This window comes from Treponema sp. R80B11-R83G3 (assembly GCF_054786115.1).
On sequence record NZ_BDHF01000004.1, the window covers coordinates 24,692 to 46,558 of the forward strand.

A 21,867-nucleotide genomic window follows, 5' to 3' on the forward strand; every position below is an offset into this window, starting at 1 on the left:
GTTATAGATGAAAATTGCAGTTTCAGGAAAAGGCGGGGTCGGCAAATCCACTGTCGCCGCTTCTATCGCTTTAATTCTGGCGCGAAGGGGCGGCCGAGTGCTTGCCCTTGACGCCGATCCTGACGCTAACCTTGCCGCGTCTTTGGGTATTCCTAAAACTGTTAAAATTACCCCCATCTCGCGGGAAATCGCGCTCATCGAGGAGAGAACGGGAGCAAAGATTGACAAGTATGGGCAAATTTTTAAACTTAATCCTAATGTCAGCGACGTGGCGGAAAAATTTGCGGTTTCACATAACGGGGTGGAGCTTTTGGTTCTGGGAGCAATAAAAAGAGGCGGTGGAGGTTGCGCCTGTCCTGAAAATGTTTTTATAAAAGCGTTGGTTAACGATCTTGTCTTGTATAAAAATGAAACTCTTATAATGGATATGGAAGCTGGAATTGAACATTTAGGACGCGCTACCTCAAGCGGCGTAGACGTGATGGTTATTGTAGTTGAGCCTGGCCAGCGCTCGCTTGATTGCGCGGATACGGTTATCAAGATGTCGAAGGAAATAGGGCTTGCCAATTTTGTGATTGTGGGGAACAAGGTAACTTGCGAAGACGATAAGCGCTTTATCGCAAACGGGCTTTCAGGTTTTAACGTGTCCGCGTTTCTTCCGTATTCGGAAAACATTCGCAAAGCGGACAGGGACGGAGTTTCCGCGCTGGACGGAATGAGCGCTGAAGAACGCGCAAGTTTGGAAACCCTTGTCGAGCTTATTTTGAAAATACCGAATCGGGGTAATGTATGAGCGCGAATAAAAACAGCAAACTTATCGCCATAACGGGAAAGGGCGGCGTTGGTAAAACTACGGTCAGCGCGTTATTAATAAAAAGTTTATTGGCGGTGGGAAAATCTCCCGTGCTTGCGATTGACGCCGACCCTAATAGCTGCCTTGACGCGGCGTTAGGCGTACATGTTACCGATACCGTAGGCAGGGCGCGGGAAGACGTTCGCAATTCCGCCGGGGCGGATATTAATGTTTCCAAGCGCGAGCTTTTGCGGTTAAAGTTGGAAAGCGCCCTTGTGGAAGAAAAGGGCTTTGACCTTATCGCTATGGGAAGGCCGGAAGGGGAGGGCTGTTACTGTTACGCGAATAACGTGCTTAAAGAGATTATCGCCGAAATTTCATCGGGATATCCCTATGTGGTGTTGGATAACGAAGCCGGTCTTGAAAACCTTTCACGGCGGATTGTTCAAAAAGTTGACCTTATGATACTGGTTTCCGACGCTTCCAATTCAGGACTGCAAACCCTGTTAAGGCTTTTTGAGCTTGCAGGCGAAATGAAAATGGCTTACGGCAAACTTGCGCTTGTGGTGAACAAATTGCGAAGCGATAAACTTCCCGACAGAATGAAAGAGATAAGCGAGAAAACAAAAGCGGATATTGTCATCGGTCTTCCCGATGATGATGAAGTTTCGCTCTTCGCGCAGGAGAACAGAAATTTTTTGCAGATTTCCGATTCAAACCCTGTTTATAAAAAAGTAATGGAATTAGCGTCTGTATAATAAGTATCACAAATCAAATAACTCTTTCCGTGAGCTAACGCCTGTTTTTTCGTAAATATTCCTTAAATGATTATCCAAAGTACGATTGCCAAGTTTAAGCATTTTGGCAATTTGCTGATTAGACAATGATTGTTTTACAAGCGAGACAATTTCGCTCTCGCGGCGGGTCAGGGCAAGAAATGTCTTTTTTTGATCCTGTTTTTTGATTTTGACGCTCGTATAAGTTTCACCCGCAAGTATGGCGTCTATGGCGGCGGTTATTTCATCCGCTACAGCAGATTTCGCCACATAACCTTTCGCTCCCAACTCCATCGCTCTTTGCACTAAAAATGAGTCTTCGTACATTGAACATACCAGCACGTCGGGCGTGGGCGCTTTTCTTCCCTTGCAAACTTCTTTAAGTTCGGGAATAAAAGTAAGCCCGTCTTCCTGAACGTTGTTTCCACCGCTCATCGATATGTCAAGAATGACAATTTGAGGCAGAGGGTCAAGTTCTTTCATGAGCGCGCGGGCTTGCGCGAGACTGTCCGCAGTACCTGCGATGATAAAGCGTCCTGTGGCTTCCAACCATACGCCAATAGCGTTGGTTAGCAGGGGATGATCGTCTATTAGGGCTATAGAAATCATAAATTACCCTGTTGCCTCGCCGGAAATGACTTGGGGGGGGAGGATATTATTAACCTTATTGACGTGCCTTCCCCCTCTTCGCTGTCAATGCTAAAAACGCCGTTCATGGAGGCGGCTCGCTCCTGCATGTTCCACAGGCCAAAATGCCCCTTCGCCCTTATCACTCGGTAAAAATCATTGTCCGTTTTTGTAAAACCTTTGCCGTTATCTGTAACAAACAGCAACAGGTTCCCTTCGGCGTTACTGCGGACAAGAACCGATACCTCGTCGGCTTTCGCGTGTTTTTCAACATTCGCAAGACATTCCTGAACAATGCGGAAACAATGCAACTGCATATCTACGTCAAGAAAACTGAAGTCCGCGTTATCGTGTACCATTATGTTGCATTCAATGCCTGTGCGTTTTTCAAACGCTTGGCAAAGGTTACGCAACGCGTCGGGTAAAGGGATATGTTTTATGCCGCTTGGCTGAAAATCAGGCGGAATTAAATCATCGCAGATGTTTCTTATTCTGCTTAACAATTCCGTTTGCCCCTGGGCTACTTCGGCGCAAAGACCGCTCTGTTTTTCGGATACGGCATCTTTTTTGATAATTTCCATTTGAAGCGAAAGCCGCAAAAGGTCTTGCGCCACAGTGTCGTGCAATTCCCTGGCTATCCGCGAGCGTTCATGTTCCTGCGCGAGCACGATTTCCCGCGAAAAAGACAGACTCTGCTGATGCTGTAATTTTTCTTTTTTAAGATTTTTTTGCAAAACCGACAAACTAAGAGTTATTGTTATAACCATTAAAGTAAATAAAAAGAACAGCAGAAAAGAACTAAGTTGGCTTGTAACAGAAAGCTCTGCGTCAACACGTTGCAGTATGCTAATCGCCCTGTCAATTTCAAGGGTATTTGAAAAAACTTTCTGCTTGTCGCCGTTTTGCATGGCGGTTTTAAGCCTGTTTATGGCGGCGGAAATTTCCTGAACGGAACGCATATCCTTTTTTCTGTGCATTCGGTACAGATAGCCGACTGGAGAGTTTAGAAATCTGTTAAGGCTGTCATTAAACGCTTCGATTTGTAATACAACTCCGTCTGAAAACGATGTTTCCGCCGTATCCGTTGGAGTAAGTTTTGTGTTTATATTAAACCATGAGTCGGCTATATCGGAAACCGAAGGCTGCCTTGTCAGCCAAGGCTGAGAAACTTTTTTTTCACAGTTTGCCGTAAGTATCAGGACAACGGCTATTACTAAAAACGCCTTAACATTTTTTCGCATTTATGGGTATAATAAGATATTTATGAGCGATGTTCAATTAGCGGAAAAGAAACCTGCGGTTAAAACCGCTTCGATTTGGAAAATAGCGCTGCTTTGCCTTGTATCGGGCTTGTTAAATACGCTTATCAGTTATTTTATTAACGGCGTATGCGGTCTGCCCCTGTACCTTGACACGCTGTTTACTGTGGCGGTATATTTCAGCGTTGGTCTTTTTCCCGCTCTTATAACCGCTTTTCTTCTTCATGTGTTTACCGCATTTGAATATACCTGGCTTATAAATTTAGATGTCCAAGCCGTATGGTGGTCATACCCTTTTGTCTTGTGCGTTATTTTTGAAATTCTGCTGATTTTTTTCTTTCGCCATAAAATAAAGCCCCTTGATACCGCTTTCCGCAAAGACCCTACGCTGTACGCTTTTTTTAACCTTGCCCCCCTGCTTATGCTGATAGTCGTGCTTGACTGCATTTTGATCAGCGTAACGGGGGGAATAATCGATTATATCCTTACCCTGCTTCAGGCTCCCAAAGTTTTTTACCCAGAAGACAGTTTTAAGATTGGACTTTTGCGTAACAACGCGCCGCTTCTTGCCTCGGCGATTCTTTCCCGCGTGCCTATCAACATTGTAGACAGATTTATCGCAATTTTCGGCGGCTACGGGGTCTCGCTGTTGTACAGGAAGTTTTTAAAAACTGTGTAAATTTTACTCATGACAAACTCAAAAAAATGATTAAATTTAGAGAATAGAACGCAAAGCTTGTGTATTGCGAAATTTTTATTAGGAGAAAAATTAATATGGCAGGGAAATTTAAAAGTTGGCCTTATCCAAAGCAGTGTCCGGATTGTTCGGGAGCATGGTATGATGAATCAAACGGTGATACGCCTTGTGTGTGTCAGCTTCTTGGTAAAGATGGTACTAATAAAGCCTTTGGCAATAACGCGCCGGTTGTATGCGGGGATTTTCGGAAAGGTAAAATGCGTATTGCGGAAGGAATAAATGCCAGTCTGGGGTTCAAAAGCAAGGCGAAAAGTGACGGTGGAAAAATATTTGAAGGAGCGGGTCAAATTCTGCGTAGTGCATCTAACGACAGATCTCTCAGCGGTGATGAGCTTATTGGCGGCGGTTTAAAAATTGCGGGCGGTTTAGGGAAGTTAGCTGTAAAAGGCGTCGCAAAAGGCATAAAATACGCGGCTGAGAAAGAAAAAAGAGCAGAAGAAGAAGAAGCCAGAAGAACAATTGAAAATTCGTGGGAAATTATAAACAACGTGACTTTTTCCAATACGAAAGAAACCATCAATGAAATCGAAAATCTTTTTGATGTATTTTCCACCATTTATGCTTCCTCCGACGATACTATAGGATTTGAAAATAAAGAGGCGATTGCCGACGCTTGTCTTGTAAAACTTGAAGAAGGCATCGGGTTGTTACGCGGCGCTCCTGACAAGGACGCAAAAAAAGTAGACGAATTTCAAATTGAACTGCAAAAATCTAAATTAGATCGGCTTAATATAAAGAATTATGATGAACCAGAGGATGCAAAAGCTGCTTTTTACAATAAAAATATAACGATCATTAATAGCGTTTCATTTGATGGCGGTATAAAGCTCGTCATGAAAAGCCTCGACTCGCTGTTGTCAATAAAAAATTCTCTTTTTTCATTTATGTCATTGTTCCCGATAAAAAGTTCATTTTTTTCATCCGTTACAATGTTTCCGATAAAAAGCAGGATTTTTTCATTCTTAAGCGGCGGTAATGGCATTACATCATATCAAAAACGCGCTCTATGCGATTTGGCAATCGAAAAAATCGAACAGGGGATTAATTTATACAAGAACGATCCGAATCATGACTCGATAAAACTGGCAAAATACGAAGCCAGACTTGAAGATTTTCGTATTAATAGAAACGGAATTACTTTTTCTATAGATCAAAAATTTGACGCGGAAACAGGAAAAAATATTATAAGCAATATTTCATTAGACGGCAGTTCCGCGTTTATTGAGGCTGGAATAGAAGCCATACTAAGCGTGAAAAACGCTCTTTTTAATATTTTTGGTTCAGGAAAAAAGATTTCTTCCGCTGACAAAAAAGAAATTTCCAATTCGGCAATAGAAAAAATGGAATGTGGGATAACGGCTTTAAAGAAAAATCCGGTTTATAACGTCAAAAAATTGGCAAAATACGAAAAAGAACTAGCGAGTTTTCGTGAGTCGGCGCAGCGTCTCTGATACCTGAATTTCATAGCGTTATGAATAAAATATTAGCTCCTTTGCCCACCTCAAAAACTGTGTAAATTTTACTCATGACAAACTGATTTTTTTGAGCAAAAATTCTCATATATCCTTGTTTAGGAATACCGCCTAATGGCGGAAAAGCATGAAAGGAGTTTTTTATGAAGAACGTATTTAAAGGTTTAACAATTGTTGCCTTTGTCATGGTATTTGGATTTTCAATGGCAGCCTGCTCAGACGGTGGCAGTAACCCGGGTACGCAAAGTTCCGAAAAAGCCATAACCGCCTTTATTTTCACAAGCCCGGCGGTAGCAGGTACCATAAATGAAACCGCAAAAACAATCAGCGTGACCGTACCCTACGGAACGGCAGTAACCGCTCTCACGCCGACCATTACGCACACGGGCAAGAGTTACAGCCCGACAGGAGCACAGGACTTTACCAACCCCGTTACCTACAACGTAACGGCGCATGACAACACAACCCAAAGTTACACGGTAACCGTAACTGTTGCCTCAGCCAACGCCGCAAAAGCCATAAACACCTTTACTTTCGCAAGTCCGGCGGCAACAGGTATAATAAATGAAGCCGCAAAAACAATCGGCGTAACCGTACCCTACGGAACGGCAGTAAACGCTCTCACGCCGACCGTTGTGCACACGGGCGCAAGTTACAGCCCGACAGGAGCGCAGGACTTTACCAACCCCGTTACCTATACCGTAACGGCGGAAGACGGCACAACTCAACCTTATACGGTAACCGTAACTGTTGCCTCAGCCAGCGCAAAAGCCATAACCTCCTTTATTTTTACAAGCCCTGAGGCGACAGGCGTAATAAATGAACCTGAAAAAGAAATCAGCGTAACAGTACCCTCTGGAACGATAGTAACCGCTCTCACGCCGACCGTTGTGCACACGGGAAAAAGTTACAGCCCGACAGGAGCGCAGGACTTTACCAACCCCGTTATCTATACCGTAACGGCGCATGACGACTCAATCCAAAATTACACGGTAACCGTAACCGTTGTTTCAAACGACGCTCCTATAGCCGTAACTCTCAACAGCGTAACTCAGAACGGCTCAGCTACGCAACGTACAACGCAGTTGACGCTGAACTTTAGTCAGGCGATAAGCGGACTTTCCGCTGACGACATCACCCTGAGCGGAGTAACCGTAACCAAAGGAACGCTCATCGGTTCAGGTCCGTCGTACATATTGCCCATAAGCGGATTTACCGCAGGCGGAGACCTTAACGTAGCAGTGGCGAAACAAGGCTATGTAATGAGCGGTTCGCCAAAAACAGTAACCATTATTTATGTTCCTGTGGCGTGGACAGCCGTATCGGGCTTCTACGGCGGCAGCGGCATCGCCTGGGGCGGGACAGCTGGAAATGAGAAGTTTGTCGCCGTGGGTAATAACGGCACAGCGGCGTATTCGGCTGACGGCGTAACTTGGGAAGCTGTAGTGGACACAAAATTCAACACAGCAAACATCAACGGCATCGCCTGGGGCGGGACAGCTGGAAATGAGAAGTTTGTCGCTGTTGGAGAATACGGCATAGTGGCGTATTCGGCTGACGGCGTATCTTGGGAAGCCGCAGATGATACCACATTCTATCCACCACCACCAGTTGAGGATGGTGGTGTGGTTCACATCAGCCACATCAACGGCATCGCCTGGGGCGGGACAGCTGGAAATGAGAAGTTTGTCGTGGTGGGCTATGACAGTGCTGACTATATCGGCAAAATGGCATATTCGTCTGACGGCGTAACATGGACAGCCGTATCGGACACTACATTCGGTGCAAAACCCTTCATCTACAGCATCGCCTGGGGCGGGACAGCCGGAAATGAGAAGTTTGTCGCCGTGGGGAATAACGGCGAAGCGGCGTATTCGTCTGACGGCGTAAATTGGACAGCCGTAGAGGACACCAAATGTGACACCATCTACAGCATCGACTGGGGCGGGACAGCCGGAAATGAGAAGTTTGTCGTCGTGGGCTATTCCATAGAGGGTGGGGGTGGCACAGCGGCGTATTCGGCTGATGGCGTAACATGGACCGTAGCGGACACAAAATTCGGCACAAGTTATGTCAGCTACGGCATCGCCTGGGGCGGGACAGCCGGAAATAAGAAGTTTGTCGGCGTCGGCGTGGGCGTCGCCAGCAATTCCTATGGCGGCTATAGCTATAGCGGCAAAGCGGTGTATTCGGCTGACGGCGTATCTTGGACAGCAGTAGCGGATACCACATTCGATACAAGTGTCATAAGAGACATCGCCTGGGGCGGGACAGCCGGAAATGAGAAGTTTGTCGCCGTGGGAGACGGTAAAGCGGCATACTGGGACGGGAAGTAATTTTTAAGTAGCAAGTAGCGTGCCTTGCGTTGCAGGGTATGCTACTTGGAGAGGGGAACGCATAGTGTCGGTTATTTGTTTTTGATGGCTGGCACTCTTGCTAATAACACTTTCATGGAAAGTGTGAATTAAAGGAAGGGGAAGAAAAGATGGATGACAAGATGATAAAGAAAAATATCATGTATGGAATATTGGGCATGATTGTAGCTAACACGGAAGATTATAATAAGATTTCCTATGTTTTTGAGAAAGAGATGGATGAATACAGAGAACCTGATGAGGATAAAGCAGAACTATTAAACATGGATTTTTTGAAAAAGCAAAAAATTAAACTTGACGAAAAATTGGAAAACATAATACATGAAAAAAAATTGCAAAACGCATATTATTCATGTTGTTTTTATGGAGATTCTAAAACAAAAAAAATAACAATGCTAATAACTTATCAACCAGAGGTTTATACTCTCAATGAAGTAAAAGCAACATTGTAAACGCAACAATACCAATCACTCTAAAAAGTAGGAAACAGGGATTGTCATCATTTTTTTAATAATGCTGTTGATTACACACTTATCAGTGGTTAAGATGTATGCCCAATAAAATACTTGAGGGGTGGCGGCGAAAAAAATGCTGCGCCCCGTCGCAGTGTTTTTTCCGCCGACAGGACCCCAAGTAAAATTTTTAGGCATACATCTTGCCCTAAGTTGGTAAAACAATCAAAAAAGGAGAAAAAAGAGCGGTCGGAAATTTTGATGTAATTTATTTCCATACTATATTTATGTTCTTAGAATGTATTGCACAGTCTGTCAAATATAAATTTATCAAATTTTGATATGCTATGCCGGTTTCTTCCGCCTTCTTTTTGAAATATCCTATTGTATCAATATCGAGTCGTATTGAGATTTGTTTCCGTAATTTTTTTATGTACGGATTTGGCTTGGCGTTGGTAAAATCGTATTCGTTCCTCATTTTATTGCCCTCCATAATATTTTGTTTCTTTTTTGGTTGCCTTTCTTGCAGTTATTATTCTTATAGTTTCATCATTTTCTCTATAACAATGGCATACAACCAACAAATGTAGCATCTTACTCAAACCCAAAATTATAAATCTATCTTCGTCATCAGAGTGATCTGGATCATCAATTAATTTACCATTAGGGTCATAAAAAACCGTTTCTGCTTCCTCAAATGAAACATTATGTTTCTTTATGTTTTCCTGGTTTTTATTCTCATCCCAGATTATTCTCATATATACAATATAATTACAATATAATTATTTTGTCAATAGAAACTCGGCTACCCCTTCTAAAAACTGCGGACACGCCGGACACGCAGCGTAATTGACACCCAAATTTCATAGTGCCTTTAAAAAAATGACATGACGGTGAGTCGAGCAATACAAGCACCCGAAGGGTGTAGATGAAAAAATCTACACGCTCTGGCACCAGGCAGATCACTCAAGATGAATAATTGAGGAGGGTCTAAAAAGAAAAATTTCTACCACGAACCACGCGAAAAACACGAACTTTTAGTCCAAATCTTGTTGTTGTTCGTATTGGTTCGTGGTAGTTTTATTGTATAATCTAATGCCTTAACAACTCCATTGATTTCAAAACAACCTTTTCATCTACAAGTTTCCCCGTAATATATTTATGAATAACACTGGAAATAAGCGTTTGATAGGGAATTCCTTCTTCTGTGGATAATTGTTTGACTTTCTCAATATCGTATGCCGAAATGCGAATGTTAATATTTTTGGTTTTGTTTGCCGCGTTAATAATAGTTTCTACTTCGGTTTTTTCAGTGTCTGAAAGCGGCACAAACTTTTCCGCATTGTCTTCAATGGATTGCTCAAAAGCGTCCAACATCTTTTTCATTTTTTTTTATCAAGGATCAAAGACGTAAAAACCTCTAATGAGAGACCTCGATCAGCAAGAAGTTTGCGGTTTTTATCGGTATCCCATATTATCTGCATAATTCATATTACTACATTGTATACTATTTGTCAATCAAGCGATTGCTCTTTCTTGGTAGCGCAATAGCACTGGACATCATATAGTGTAGGTTACCAGCCGAAAAAAAATGAAAAAACGGGTAGGGGCGATAGCTTTTTCAAACATAGAAAAAGCTATTGTATCAGTTAATGGGCAGAATGTTTTAATTAACAGCGATGTGGCGAGTATCTACGGCGTGGAAACGAGAGAGGTAAATCAGGCCATTAAGAATAATCCTGATAAATTTCCTGTGGGCTATATTGTAGAAGCCGACAAGGGCGAACCGGTCAAAATTTTTGACCGGTTCAAAAACTTGAAAATTAACCCTTCTTTAAATCGTCAGCTTTCTTTTTGGCGGCATCCATAAGGGTCTTAATTTGTTTTTCAGCGTCCTGCTCTATTTTTTTGGCTTTATCATTGCCTTCTTCACGAAGTTTTTTTGCCGCCACTTGAGCCGCAACCTTTTTAATAGGATCGTTTGCCGAGGCTTCCAATTTATCGGCGGCGTTGTTGGCTTCTTTACGCACTTTGTCGGCGGCTTGCTTTGCCGCGTTACGGAGGGTTTGAGCCTGTTTTTCGGCTTCGGCCATGATGGCGTTTATCTGTTTATCAACTTCTCCTTTCAGTTGTTCCTTAACGGCTCCGACAACGCTGGTTGCCATGTCGGCAACACCAAGTGTTACAACAGGCTTGGCAGCCGTGCCGCCAATCAATCCCGTCAATTTGAATTCGTTTATTTTTACGCCGCCGGGGATTTTGCTCAAAATATCAGTCGCGCCTGAACCGACTACCGAGGCGGGTACTGTCGCGCTTATCTTGTAATTCAATGACATGTCAAGGCTCTGACTGCCTGTAATTTCGAGCGCGGTCTGCGCGATGTTCATTCGTATCGGGTCAATTGTAAGCTGTCCATCCTTAATCTCATATTTGACATTAATGTTGTTCAGAGTGGGCGTGCGCCACGATTCATTTTTCAACAGGTTGGCCATCGTGCCGAACAGTTCTGAATTTTGAATTTTCAGGTTATGCGTTTGCAGTTGGCCTTTGGAAGCTATTGAGTTCATAACGGGACTGAGATGTTCGTCTAAAATACTGCTCAATGTCAAGTTTGCCGACACTTTTCCGTCGTAGTTCTGCGGCTGAGGCAATATTTTTTCCAGTATTTCAAACGATGAAATAGCCGACTTTACGTCGAACTGTTTGATGTTCATGCCGAAATTAACCGATGGAACTTTGACGTTTTGCGTATTATATTCGCCTGTGAGATTCATGCTTCCATCAAGCAAATTCATGCCGAGGTTCTGCATCTGCACTTTGCCGTCTTTCACTAATATCGAACCTATAGTGTTGGTGATTTTCAATTTGTCAAACAGGAGGTTGCCGATGTTGATCTTCATCGCGAAGTCTATGTTTTTTGGCACTTCGATAACATTCATCGGGGAACTGTCTTCCTTTTTTTCAGCGGGTTTTTCGTCAGGTTCTTTATCGCCGCCCATAAATTCATTTAGATCAATGTTATTCGATTTTAAGTTAAGATTGCCGCTTACGGTGCTGCCTTTGAAAACATAGGGTATGAAATTTTCCAGCGTGCCATTCAAGGCAATGTCAGTTTTTCCTACGACGGCGTTGAAGTCCGCAAGGTCAACTCTTCTTGGCGAAAGATTAAGCTGCAAACTGTTGATTTTTATGGCTTGCGGGAAATCGGGGCTTTTAAAATCAATGCCGCTCAGTTTCACCATGCCCTTGGCGTCAAAATCTTCGTACTGTTTTTTTTCGATGGTTGACATTCGTCCCGCCAACGAAAAATCACATTCCAGCAAACCTTTCAAAGTGATGTTGTCCAGCGGAACAATATCAATAAGGGAGTTAAAGTCAACTTTACCTAAAAATTTTGCCGTCGCCTGCAAATCGCTTTTAGGCGTCTTTACGTGCAGTTCGGCGTCGAACGGGTTGCCGGCTAACTCGAAATGAAGTTTGTTCAAGTCAAGCGTCGTATTGTCTAACACGGCGCCGTCGTAAAACGCGTTTAGCTTGATGTTGATATTGTCTACCGACTTGGGCAGATCGGGATACTTGAACATGGCATTATCAATAGAGAAATTTATGCCGGCGTTGGGCATCTGTTTATCGTTGTATGTGCCTTTTATGTTGCCTGACAGTGCGAAACTGCCCGTCGTTTTTATTGATTCAAAGCCCTTCATAAATACGGACGGAACAAGCCGCAGCACATTTTTAAAATCTATTGTTTCGGTGGCAAAGGTCATGTCAACAATGATGTCTCCGGGCATCTGCACCGAACCCGCGAATTTCAGGATAATTTCATTCAGGTTGAATTTATTATCTTTTAAAGTGAACGTCATATTTTTAAGATCGGCTCCAACTTCCGAAACAAAGCCGACGTGCGCATTGGTGAGCATGTGAATGTTATCCATCAAAAAATTTATATCGGTAATATCTAGTTTCATTTTTAAATCAACATTGTCCAACGACATATCGCCCTGCAAAGTGAAATCAAGGTCATCAACAGTCGCCTTCATTTTGTTCTTGTCGTCTTGAAAAGAAAGTTTGGCATTACGTATCTCGAACTTATTAAGGGCAACCTTGAGAGGAGAGGCTTTTTCAGGGGCGCTTTTTTCGGCGGGAGCTTTATCGGCTGGAACCTCAGCGGAAGGAGCCTCCTCAGCCGGCTTTTTCTCCTCATTACTTGGTTTCATGATATTCCAGTTCGCGTTGCCGCTTTCCGCTATATGGGCGTTTATCTGGGGATGGTCGAGCAGTATTGATTTTACCCGTATATTGCTCATCTTGATGACGCTCATGGTATCAACTGTTACGCTAAAAACTTTAAAAGCAACCAGCGTTTCGCCGTCAAATTCGCCTTTGCCTGTTACCGTTAAATTTTCCAAAGCCACGTAAGCGTTCGGGAAATTACGGATAAATGACAACTTGAGATCCGAAAAATCAACTTGCGCCTCCAACATCTTATTCAATTCTGTTTTGGCTATGTTGAGGATTTTCCCCTTGAACAGAATAGGCGTAACCAACAATATCAAAAATATCGCGACTACCGTAATAGAAACAATTATTAGTATTTTTTTAACAATTTTCATTTTTTTATTTTCTCCTTTAATAATGAATATACCACATTTTCTAAAAATTGAAAAGTATGTTTAATGAGCAATTAACAATGAGCAATTAGCAATTAACAATGAGCAATGGAAGAAGAAGAACCTCACGCTGAGAACACGGAGGGAGTGGGGTAGCGCAACAGTGTCTGCATTACCCGACCACCGCTATATGTAGTGGCAGTCTTTTTTGGTAACGCAGTAATGTGTTCCGAGTATCTATTCCACTTTGAACCGTGAGACTTCTTTCATCAAGTTGTCAATAGCCGAACGGTTCTTGTTTGACATATCACTGACATTGTGTACAGCTGTATTAATCTGCTCCGCACCCGAGGCCATTTCGCTCATACCGCTTTCAATTTCCTGCGTCATCTTTTCAAGATTCTGGCTCTCTTTCACTACTTCTTTGCTTCCTTCAAGCATTTCTTGCGAGCCGCTTTTTACCTGATGTGTATTTTCCTTCAAACCGTCGGCGCTTTGCAGGAGTTGTTTACTTCCCTCGTTCTGTTCTTCCATCGCGTTGCGGATATTTTCTTCCTGATCCGAAACGGTTTTAACGCTTGAGTCTATCGCCTCAAACCTTTTAAGTACGGTATCGGTGGAACTGGTAATTTTTTTGATTGATTCCGTTATCTTTTTCAGCACCGTGCCGATTGTTTTGGACTGATTGCTGGAACTTTCCGCAAGTTTGCGGATTTCGGCGGCAACTACGGCAAATCCTTTGCCCGCTTCTCCGGCGTGAGCAGCTTCTATCGCGGCGTTCATCGAAAGCAGATTTGTCTGGCTTGCGATGTTTTCCATTACCGCGTTAATTTCCAATAAGCCTTCTGATTGGCGCGATATTTCCTGAATGTCTGTTGCTACTTCCTGCAATCCGTTGTGCCCCATTTCGGAGGCTTCCTTGAGGGTCTTAACATTGGAAGCGTTGCTGACCAGCGTGTTGGTAACAGAATTGATGTTGGCGACCATTTCCTCAATGGCGGACGAAGACTGAGAAATATTACGTCCTTGATTTTCAACATAACCATTGAGTTTATTGATGTCGGCGACAACCTTTTCCATTGTGGAGTTGGTTACGGTAACGCTGGCGCTCTGGTTTATGACGCGCCCCTTAATGCTCTGAATGTTTGCGGTAATTTCATTTATCGAGGCGGCGGTCTCGGTCATGTTGCTGGAAAGGTCATTGCCTATATTAGACAGATTTGTCACTTCTTTCTTGATGATGCCAATCATGGTTTTGATTTTATCCATTGTTGAGTTAAAATCTTGGGCAAGTTCGCCGATTTCATTCTTAGCAATTACATTGATGCTCTGCGTCAGATCGCCTTCGGATATTTTTTTAAGCGCGCCGGTAATAATTGTAATAGGTTTGGTAATGCCGCGGATAACGAATATCATAATAAACAAAAGTACAACTATTAAAATTGAAACAAAGATTACGGCTGATAATTGAACCCTGTTTAGCTCCGCGAATACCACGCTTGTCGGTATGGTGGTAACTACTATCCAATTCGGTCCCTTAATTAGCGACGAGGAGATTATGTATTTACTGTTCATCGCGTAAAACGTTTCGTTTTTCAATACGCTGTCCTTGTACTGTTCAAGGCCCTGATCCTCAAAGAAATTAACTTTCATTACTTTTTCCTGGTCTTTGTTGCTGATAAAAAGTCCATCTTTGTTAAGCAGCCAGCTTTCCATTCCTTCAATATGGTTTTTTTCGTTCACAATATCTGTCAGTGAACTAATCGCTATGTCCGTACCAATAACACCCAGATCATTTTTGTTGTTATCGTATATGATGGTGGTAAGGGAAGTTGAGAAGGTTTGGGTTGCCAAAGCCGTGTAGGGATCGGTGTAAATTACATCCCCTGGGCGGGCTTTCGCGTCCTTGAACCACGCTCTTGTCCGTTGATCATACTTATCGGGGGGATTCCAGAACGGAGAAAATACAATATAACTTCCCGGCTCAAAAGTGGGTATGTTGTTTCCCATATACATTTGTGTCGCGTTTTTCAGGACGCTCCTGTTTCGTAAAAAAAGGGCGGCCAAATCATCCTTTGGAATTGCGCTGTCATCAAGGCTACGCGCGCCCGATCTTGCATAGAGAGCAGCTATGGCTGATGTTGTATGCTTGAGCGCCTGTTCATAGGCGGCAAAGGTCAGAATCAGATTATTTTGAATGGCTGATGTCTGCTCCTGAATGTAGGTTTCCATCTGTTTGATAGTCATGGAGCGCATTTGCGATATAAAAATAATTGACACCGATATTGTGCCTGCCAACATTCCCGCCAGGGAAATAACCGTTAAAACTACGTTTAATGATTGTTTTACCTTTATCTTTTGTTATTCCTGCCTTTATATTATGGAATTTAAAATCCCATTTTTGCTTAATTATCCTTTAATTTCAAATATTTGTCAATAAAAATCATAAAAATGTGCAGGGGTAACGCACTAAAAGGGTGACTGTCACCTCTTTCCAAAAGTGGTGACAGTCACCGTTTCTTATAAAGTCTTTAAGTACAGGGCAATCCGGCTACGCCGGATTGCTTGGGAGTTTTGCCAAAGAGAGAACTACAGTATTCACTGTGATTTTTTGCCTTTGATAAGGCTCTATGCTTTTTTATTGTTTTTTGTGTTTGGCAAAACTCCTAAGCTAAAAAAGCCGTAGGCTTTTTTAGCCCTGCGCATGGCAAAAACATCTTCTGGAATTCTCCGCCGTAGAGACTTTGTAATAAAACAAAGAAAATTCAGAGAATAAACGTCAGGCGACGAACCCACGATAAAGCTTTCTACCTACGCTATTTAGTCGCCGGAAAGGCTCACAGCCAAATAAACGCCTGACCACTTGCAAGTGAAAGGGCAGAAAGTTTTAATTGACAGCGATGTGGCGAGTATCTACGGCGTGGAAACGAGAGAGGTAAATCAGGCTATTAAGAATAATCCTGATAAATTTCCTGTGGGTTATATTGTCGAAGCTGACAAGGATGAACTTATCAAAAGTTTTGATAAGTTCAAAAAAATTAAAAATTATCCGGGTACGCCAAAAGCATTTACGGAAAAAGGCCTGTATATGCTTGCCACAATATTGAGAAGTCCGCAAGCGACGGCGGCGACGATTGCCATTATTGAAACTTTTGCCAAACTGCGTGAATTGTCGCATACAATCGCTAATTTGGCGGACGCTAAAGAAAAGCCTGAACAACAATCCCATATATCATTATTATTGGATAATACAAATTGATAAAATATTATGTATATAATATAATAAAAATAATGATCTGATGATATAAGGAAGATTTATGGAGAGTAAGGATACTTTGTCAAAGGTAAGCGACGGCGCTTCGGCGGCTATGTTGGACAAAAGCCATGCCGATTGCGTTGAAACGTGTTTTGACCGTTCGGAAACTCAAAAGGCGCAGTGCGGTTTTGGCAAAAGCGGCGTTTGTTGCCGTATTTGCCACATGGGGCCGTGCAGAATTACGCCTAAGTCGCCAAAGGGGATTTGCGGCGCGACAGCCGACACGATTGTTGCCAGGAATTTTCTTCGCGAAGTTGTAGGCGGAACAAGCGCCCACTCCGATCACGGGCGGCATTTGGTATTGCAGCTTAAAGAAGTCGCGCAAGGAAAAGCGCAAGGCTATCAAATTAAAGATGAAAAAGCTCTGCGCCGCGCGGCGCGGCTTTACGGCGTGGAAGAAGAGGGCAGAAGCGCCGAGGAAGTCGCTCTGGAACTGTCCAATTTGTTCCTTAGCGAATTTTCAGAACAGGAAGGTTTTTTAAAAACTTTAAAATTAGCGCCTAAAAAAAGGCAGAGCGTATGGGAAGCGACTGGCATCAAACCAAACGGCGTAGATCGAATGGTAGTAGAGGCTATGCATAGAACAACGATGGGCGTTGATCACGATTATCTCAATTTATTGCATCACGCTCTTCAAGTGTCTCTTGCGGACGGCTGGGGCGGCTCAAGGATAGCGTCGATTTGTTCCGATATACTTTTTGGAACTCCGTCCCCTGTAAAAAGCGCCGCAAATTTTGGCGTGTTAAAAAAAGATACGGTAAACATTTTAATTCACGGACATGAGCCGGCCCTTTCTGAAATACTGACTAGCGTCGTCTCTGATCCTCAGATTGTTGAATACGCAAAGTCTGCGGGTGCGAAGGGGATTACTTTAGCCGGCATCTGCTGTACCGCCAATGAAATTTTAATCCGCCACGGCGTTCCGCTTGCCGGAAATTTTCTTCAGCAGGAATTGGTAATAGTAACCGGCGCGGTCGAAATGATGATAATAGACGTACAGTGCTGTATGCCGAGCCTTCCCGACGTAGCGAAAAATTATCACACGGAAATTATTTCTACCGCCGACATCGCCAAAACTATCGGCGCGAGCCATGTCAACGTGGAGCATGGAGGCGATCCTGTAAAGAACGCGAAAGAACTTGTAAAACGCGCCATTGATAATTTTAAGAATAGAGATTCATCAAAAGTGAATATTCCTGCGAACAATGAAAAACTTGTCGCGGGTTTTTCGGTAGACGCGATAAAATATATGCTTGGCGGACGCTACCGCGCTTCTTTCCGCCCGCTGAATGACGCGATTATAGCGAACAGAATTCTCGGCATAGCTGGAATTGTCGGCTGTAATAACACAAAGCAGAAAACGGACGATTATACAAATACGCTCACCCTCGAACTTGTTAAACGAAATATACTCGTGCTTCAAACAGGCTGTTCGGCTATCGCAAGCGCTAAGGCGGGGCTGTTGAAGCCGGAAGTGGCGTTAGAACAGGCTGGAGCCGGGCTTAGGGAAGTTTGCGAAGCGGTGGGCATCCCGCCTATACTGCACATGGGAAGCTGCGTTGACAACTCAAGAATTCTTGAGGCGGCGACAGAAGTTGTTTTTGAGGGCGGTCTTGGTGATGATATTGCGACCTTACCCGCCGTAGGCGTCGCGCCTGAGTGGATGAGCGAGAAGGCGGTGGCGATTGGCTGTTACTTTGTCGCGAGCGGAGTTGACGTAATATTGGGAAATCCATTTTATGTTTCAGGCTCGCAGGCTGTCAGCGATTACCTTCACAACGAAGTCAGAAAAGAATACGGGGCAAGTTTTCATTTTATTGACGACCCGATAAAGGCTGCGGATCGCATTGTAGAGCTGATCAATCAGGCAAGAGACGCGCTTGGAATCAACAAAAAAGCTGAGCGCAAACTCTTCGATATGAAAGACAGGAGGGCGTTGTCATGTCAAAACTAATATGTACCAGCGCGATTGACGGAGCAGCAGAGTTTATCGCCCAAGCTGTCAAAAAGTTAGATGAAGCGGTAAAACAAAAAGGTTTAGACTGCCCTGTTGGTTTTCCCGATACAAATTATTTTCTGCCTGTCATTTATTCTTTTACAGGCAAAAAAATGAAAACGCTTGCCGATTTACGGGATATTCTGGAAGAAGCGAAAGCGCTTCTGCCCGCGAGACCTGCTGAAAATGTTTGGCTGCCGTACCTTGGCAGCGCACTTGACGCGGGAGCCGCCGCTCTTTTCGCGTGCGAAGTAATCGAAGCGTGCAAATACCTTATCGGCCCTAATCCCGTTGACGGCATTTGGCTTGGAGCGGCTAACGATGTAATTATGCGCGAGCGCGGGATTGAGTTTGTAGACGGAACCGCTCCCGGTTTTGCCGCGATTACCGGAGCCGCGCCCGACAACGCCACGGCGGTAAAAATCGCTAAGGAACTGCAGCAGAAAAATCTTTATGTGTTTATGGGCGGCTGTACAGACGGAGTGCAATTTGCGGAGCAACTAGCCGCCGAAGGCGTACAACTTGGCTGGGAAACCCGCCTTGTGCCTTTCGGGCGCGACGTTTCCGCTTTAATTTACGCGCTTGGGTTCGCCAACCGCGCCGCGCTTTCCTTTGGCGGCGTAAAGCCGGGCGATTATGAGGCTAACTTAAAATATAACAAAAATAGAATTTTCGCTTTTGTAATGGCGTTAGGTGAAGTAACAAACGACAAATACGCGGCGGCTGCGGGGGCAATTAATTACGGCTTCCCGGTTATTTCAGACACCGACATTCCTGAAATTCTGCCGACTGGCGTATGCACTTACGAGCATGTAGTTTCAAAAGTGCCTCATGATAAAATAGTGGAAAAAGCCCTTGAAGTGCGGGGTTGTAAAATAAAAATAGTTAATGTGCCTATTCCTGTCGCTTACGGCCCGGCGTTTGAAGGGGAAAGAATCCGCAAAGAGGACACCCATGTTGAATTTGGCGGCAACAAAACACTTGCTTTTGAGTTTGTTACAAGCGTGGAATATGACGCGATTAACGACGGAGAAATTAAAATTATCGGCCCTGACATTGACACCGTGGAACCGGGCGGCAGGCTACCCCTCGGCATCTGGGTGGAAGCTGCTGGCAGAAAAATGCAGCCTGATTTTGAACCGATACTTGAGCGGCAAATTCACCACATGATTAACGGAGCGGAAGGAATCTGGCACATGGGACAGAGGGACATTGTATGGACGCGCGTTTCCAAAACAGGTTATGAAAAAGGCATTCGCCTTAAACACTACGGGGAAATTCTCCACGCCAAATTATTGGCGGATTATCCGGCGATAGTTGATAAAGTGCGCGTAACGCTTGTTACAGATCAAGCTGAAGTGGAAAAAAGGCTTGCCATCGCGCGGAAAGTCTACGACGAGCGCAACCGCAGACTGGAAGCCATGACCGATGAATCGGTGGATACTTTTTATTCCTGTCTGCTTTGCCAGAGTTTTGCCCCCAATCACGTATGTGTTATCACGCCGGAGAGGCTTGGCCTATGCGGCGCGTACAACTGGCTGGACGGCAAAGCGGCGTATGAAATTGACGAAACAGGCCCCAATCAGCCGCTTAAAAAAGGCGAGTGCCTTGATCCTGTAAAGGGAATCTGGTCTGGAGTAAGCGATTATGTTTTTACGAACAGCCATAAAACGGTAGAAACTTTCTGCGCTTATTCAATCATGGACAGGCCGATGACAAGTTGCGGCTGTTTTGAAGTTATCTGCGCCTACGTGCCGGAGTGCAACGGCGTAATGGCGGTTAACCGCGAATATTTGGGCGACACTCCCATTGGAATGACATTCTCAACATTGGCAGGTTCTGTCGGCGGTGGCCAGCAAACTCCCGGCTTCTTTGGTTGCGGAAAAGTTTTCCTTACAAGCAGAAAGTTCCTGTCTGCGGAGGGCGGTTACGCGAGGGTCGTGTGGATGACCAAAGAATTGAAAGACCTTTTGCGTAACGATTTGTTAAGGCGTTTTGACGAGCAAAAACTGCCCGGTTTTATTGATCAAATCGCGGATGAGACAAATGCCGTGACAGCCGAAGAAACGCGAAAATTCATGGAAAAAGTTAAACACCCCGCGTTGAAAATGGAAGATATGTCACGTTTCGCGCAGAGCGAACAGGCAGGGGAAGATGCCGCGAAGACTGAGGCTGTTAAAACTGATACTGTTAAAAAAGACGCTTCGTTAGGCGAACCTGCGTCCGCGAAAACGGAAGAAGTGGGGATTATTCCCTTGAATGTTGACATTGCCGCCATTACAGAAAGAATAAAAGCGGATGTAACAAAAGAAGTTATTACAGGCATAATTGACATTTTAAGCGAGCGTTTTTTAGGCAAGGCTCCGTCTTCCGCAAGCGCGGAAATTAAAGCCGAATTAGCCGCCTCTTTAAAAGAACCTAGAGTATCTGCATCAGAGCGTATTTCAGCGATTAAAAGTTTCGCCCTTCCTGCGGACAGCGCAAGCTGTTCAATATATTCCGTAAAACTTGGGAATTTAAAATCAGAGGGTGGCACGCGCGGAAAAACGCATATAATAGGCGGCGCAGACTGTATGCCGTTCCATTTTTGGGAAGGCAAGATGCCGAACAAGCCGTTAGTCGCCATGGAAGTTTTTGACAGCGTAAGCGAAAAGTACCCGGAAATTCTGCGCAAGGCTTACGGAGACGTTTTAAACAACCCGGCGCAAATGGCGAAACTCTGCGTGGAAAAGTACGGGGCGGACTTAATCAGCGTTAAACTTGACGGCACTCATCCAGAGCGCAGTAACTACAGCGCTAAGCAGAGCGTCGATCTTGTAAAATCAATTCTTGAAGCGGTAGACGTGCCTCTGATTATCACAGGCACCAGCCACTTTGAAAAAAACAATGAGGTGATGAAGGCAATCGCCCAAAACTGCGAAGGTGAGAATCTTCTCTTTAACTGGGTAGAGCAGGATAATTACAGAACTATCGCCGGGGCCGCGATGGCTTATGGCCACACGCTTGTAGCGCAAGCCCCAATTGACGTTAATATCAGCAAACAGTTAAATATTTTGTTAACCAACATGGGCTTGGCTCCCGACAAAATAATCATAGACCCGATGACAAGCACAATTGGTTACGGCATTGAATACACATATTCCGTAATGGAGCGTATTCGCCTAACGGGGCTTGGAGGAGACAATATGCTCTTAAGCCCGATGATTGTCTCTGTCGGACAGGAGTGCGCGAAGATTAAAGAATTTAAAGCGCCAGAATCAAGCTTCCCCGATTGGGGAGACTTGGCGAAACGCGCCGCTTATTGGGAAATTGCGGCGGCTACAACTCTGTTGTACGCCGGAGCTGACATATTGATTCTTTATACGCCGGAAGCAGTAACAACAATAAAGAAAACCATCAATAGTTTGATGGATAGGGAGGGTAAATAAATGGCA

Annotated in this window: 17 protein-coding genes; 10 read left to right on the top strand and 7 right to left on the bottom strand. The window is 44.2% G+C overall.

The features are described from left to right. Nucleotides 1-7: 7 nt before the first annotated feature. Nucleotides 8-793, top strand: coding sequence for an ATP-binding protein (locus tag ACYVRH_RS01075; RefSeq protein ID WP_461255078.1), 786 nt, complete (start codon nt 8-10; stop codon nt 791-793). Continuing rightward, entirely contained in the window at nt 790-1,551 is a 762-nt protein-coding gene (locus ACYVRH_RS01080) for an ATP-binding protein (protein ID WP_461255079.1), read from the top strand. The genes ACYVRH_RS01075 and ACYVRH_RS01080 overlap by 4 nt, the downstream gene beginning before the upstream one ends. A gap of 6 nt (nt 1,552-1,557) precedes the next feature. Here the strand turns inward: ACYVRH_RS01080 and ACYVRH_RS01085 are convergent, their stop codons facing one another. Both ACYVRH_RS01085 and ACYVRH_RS01090 read right to left on the bottom strand, forming a co-directional pair. After that, nucleotides 1,558-2,178, bottom strand: coding sequence for a response regulator (locus ACYVRH_RS01085; protein WP_461255080.1), 621 nt, complete (start codon nt 2,176-2,178; stop codon nt 1,558-1,560). Beyond that, on the bottom strand, nt 2,175-3,437 hold the full coding sequence (locus ACYVRH_RS01090; protein ID WP_461255081.1) for a sensor histidine kinase: 1,263 nt from the start codon (nt 3,435-3,437) through the stop codon (nt 2,175-2,177). Before ACYVRH_RS01090 ends, ACYVRH_RS01085 begins: the two co-directional genes overlap by 4 nt. Nucleotides 3,438-3,459: 22 nt before the next feature. Here ACYVRH_RS01090 and ACYVRH_RS01095 point away from each other — a divergent pair, with 22 nt between their 5' ends. From ACYVRH_RS01095 to ACYVRH_RS01110, 4 genes are all read left to right on the top strand, one after another. Beyond that, nucleotides 3,460-4,134, top strand: a complete 675-nt coding sequence (locus ACYVRH_RS01095) for a hypothetical protein (protein WP_461255082.1) — start codon at nt 3,460-3,462, stop codon at nt 4,132-4,134. A 95-nt stretch (nt 4,135-4,229) separates the two neighbouring features. Continuing rightward, the gene (locus ACYVRH_RS01100) at nt 4,230-5,663 is read left to right on the top strand and encodes a hypothetical protein (RefSeq protein WP_461255083.1); all 1,434 of its coding nucleotides are present in this window, start codon (nt 4,230-4,232) and stop codon (nt 5,661-5,663) included. A 164-nt stretch (nt 5,664-5,827) separates the two neighbouring features. Continuing rightward, nucleotides 5,828-8,020, top strand: a complete 2,193-nt coding sequence (locus ACYVRH_RS01105; RefSeq protein ID WP_461255084.1) for a DUF5018 domain-containing protein — start codon at nt 5,828-5,830, stop codon at nt 8,018-8,020. A 149-nt stretch (nt 8,021-8,169) separates the two neighbouring features. After that, entirely contained in the window at nt 8,170-8,511 is a 342-nt protein-coding gene (locus ACYVRH_RS01110) for a hypothetical protein (protein WP_461255085.1), read from the top strand. Between the two features lie 268 nt (nt 8,512-8,779). On the opposite strand, the gene ACYVRH_RS01115 is transcribed toward ACYVRH_RS01110, so the two are convergent. The 3 genes from ACYVRH_RS01115 to ACYVRH_RS01125 form a co-directional block, all read right to left on the bottom strand. After that, nucleotides 8,780-9,004 (bottom strand): CopG family antitoxin, encoded by a 225-nt coding sequence (locus ACYVRH_RS01115; protein WP_461255086.1) that lies wholly within the window; start codon nt 9,002-9,004, stop codon nt 8,780-8,782. Next, entirely contained in the window at nt 8,991-9,269 is a 279-nt protein-coding gene (locus tag ACYVRH_RS01120; RefSeq protein WP_461255087.1) for a BrnT family toxin, read from the bottom strand. The genes ACYVRH_RS01115 and ACYVRH_RS01120 overlap by 14 nt, the downstream gene beginning before the upstream one ends. Before the next feature lie 334 nt (nt 9,270-9,603). Next, nucleotides 9,604-9,897, bottom strand: a complete 294-nt coding sequence (locus tag ACYVRH_RS01125) for a CopG family antitoxin (RefSeq protein WP_461255088.1) — start codon at nt 9,895-9,897, stop codon at nt 9,604-9,606. Nucleotides 9,898-10,102: 205 nt separating this feature from the next. Between ACYVRH_RS01125 and ACYVRH_RS01130 the strand changes: the two genes are divergently transcribed. Next, nucleotides 10,103-10,381, top strand: coding sequence for an ORF6N domain-containing protein (locus ACYVRH_RS01130; protein ID WP_461255089.1), 279 nt, complete (start codon nt 10,103-10,105; stop codon nt 10,379-10,381). Here ACYVRH_RS01130 and ACYVRH_RS01135 read toward each other — a convergent pair. Together ACYVRH_RS01135 and ACYVRH_RS01140 are read right to left on the bottom strand one after the other, a co-directional pair. Then, on the bottom strand, nt 10,335-13,124 hold the full coding sequence (locus tag ACYVRH_RS01135; protein ID WP_461255090.1) for a hypothetical protein: 2,790 nt from the start codon (nt 13,122-13,124) through the stop codon (nt 10,335-10,337). The genes ACYVRH_RS01130 and ACYVRH_RS01135 overlap by 47 nt on opposite strands. Before the next feature lie 234 nt (nt 13,125-13,358). Further along, complete coding sequence (locus ACYVRH_RS01140) at nt 13,359-15,419, bottom strand: methyl-accepting chemotaxis protein (RefSeq protein WP_461255091.1); 2,061 nt, start codon at nt 15,417-15,419, stop codon at nt 13,359-13,361. 571 nt (nt 15,420-15,990) lie between these two features. Here ACYVRH_RS01140 and ACYVRH_RS01145 point away from each other — a divergent pair. From ACYVRH_RS01145 to acsB, 3 genes are read left to right on the top strand one after another with little or no spacing between them, the layout of a single operon-like run. After that, nucleotides 15,991-16,380, top strand: coding sequence for an ORF6N domain-containing protein (locus ACYVRH_RS01145; RefSeq protein WP_461255092.1), 390 nt, complete (start codon nt 15,991-15,993; stop codon nt 16,378-16,380). 58 nt (nt 16,381-16,438) lie between these two features. After that, nucleotides 16,439-18,391, top strand: a complete 1,953-nt coding sequence (gene cooS / locus ACYVRH_RS01150; RefSeq protein WP_461255093.1) for an anaerobic carbon-monoxide dehydrogenase catalytic subunit — start codon at nt 16,439-16,441, stop codon at nt 18,389-18,391. Further along, a complete protein-coding gene (gene acsB, locus ACYVRH_RS01155) occupies nt 18,379-21,861 on the top strand; it encodes an acetyl-CoA decarbonylase/synthase complex subunit alpha/beta (RefSeq protein ID WP_461255094.1) in 3,483 nt (1,160 codons plus the stop codon). The genes cooS and acsB overlap by 13 nt, the downstream gene beginning before the upstream one ends. The last annotated feature ends 6 nt before the right edge of the window (nt 21,862-21,867 follow it).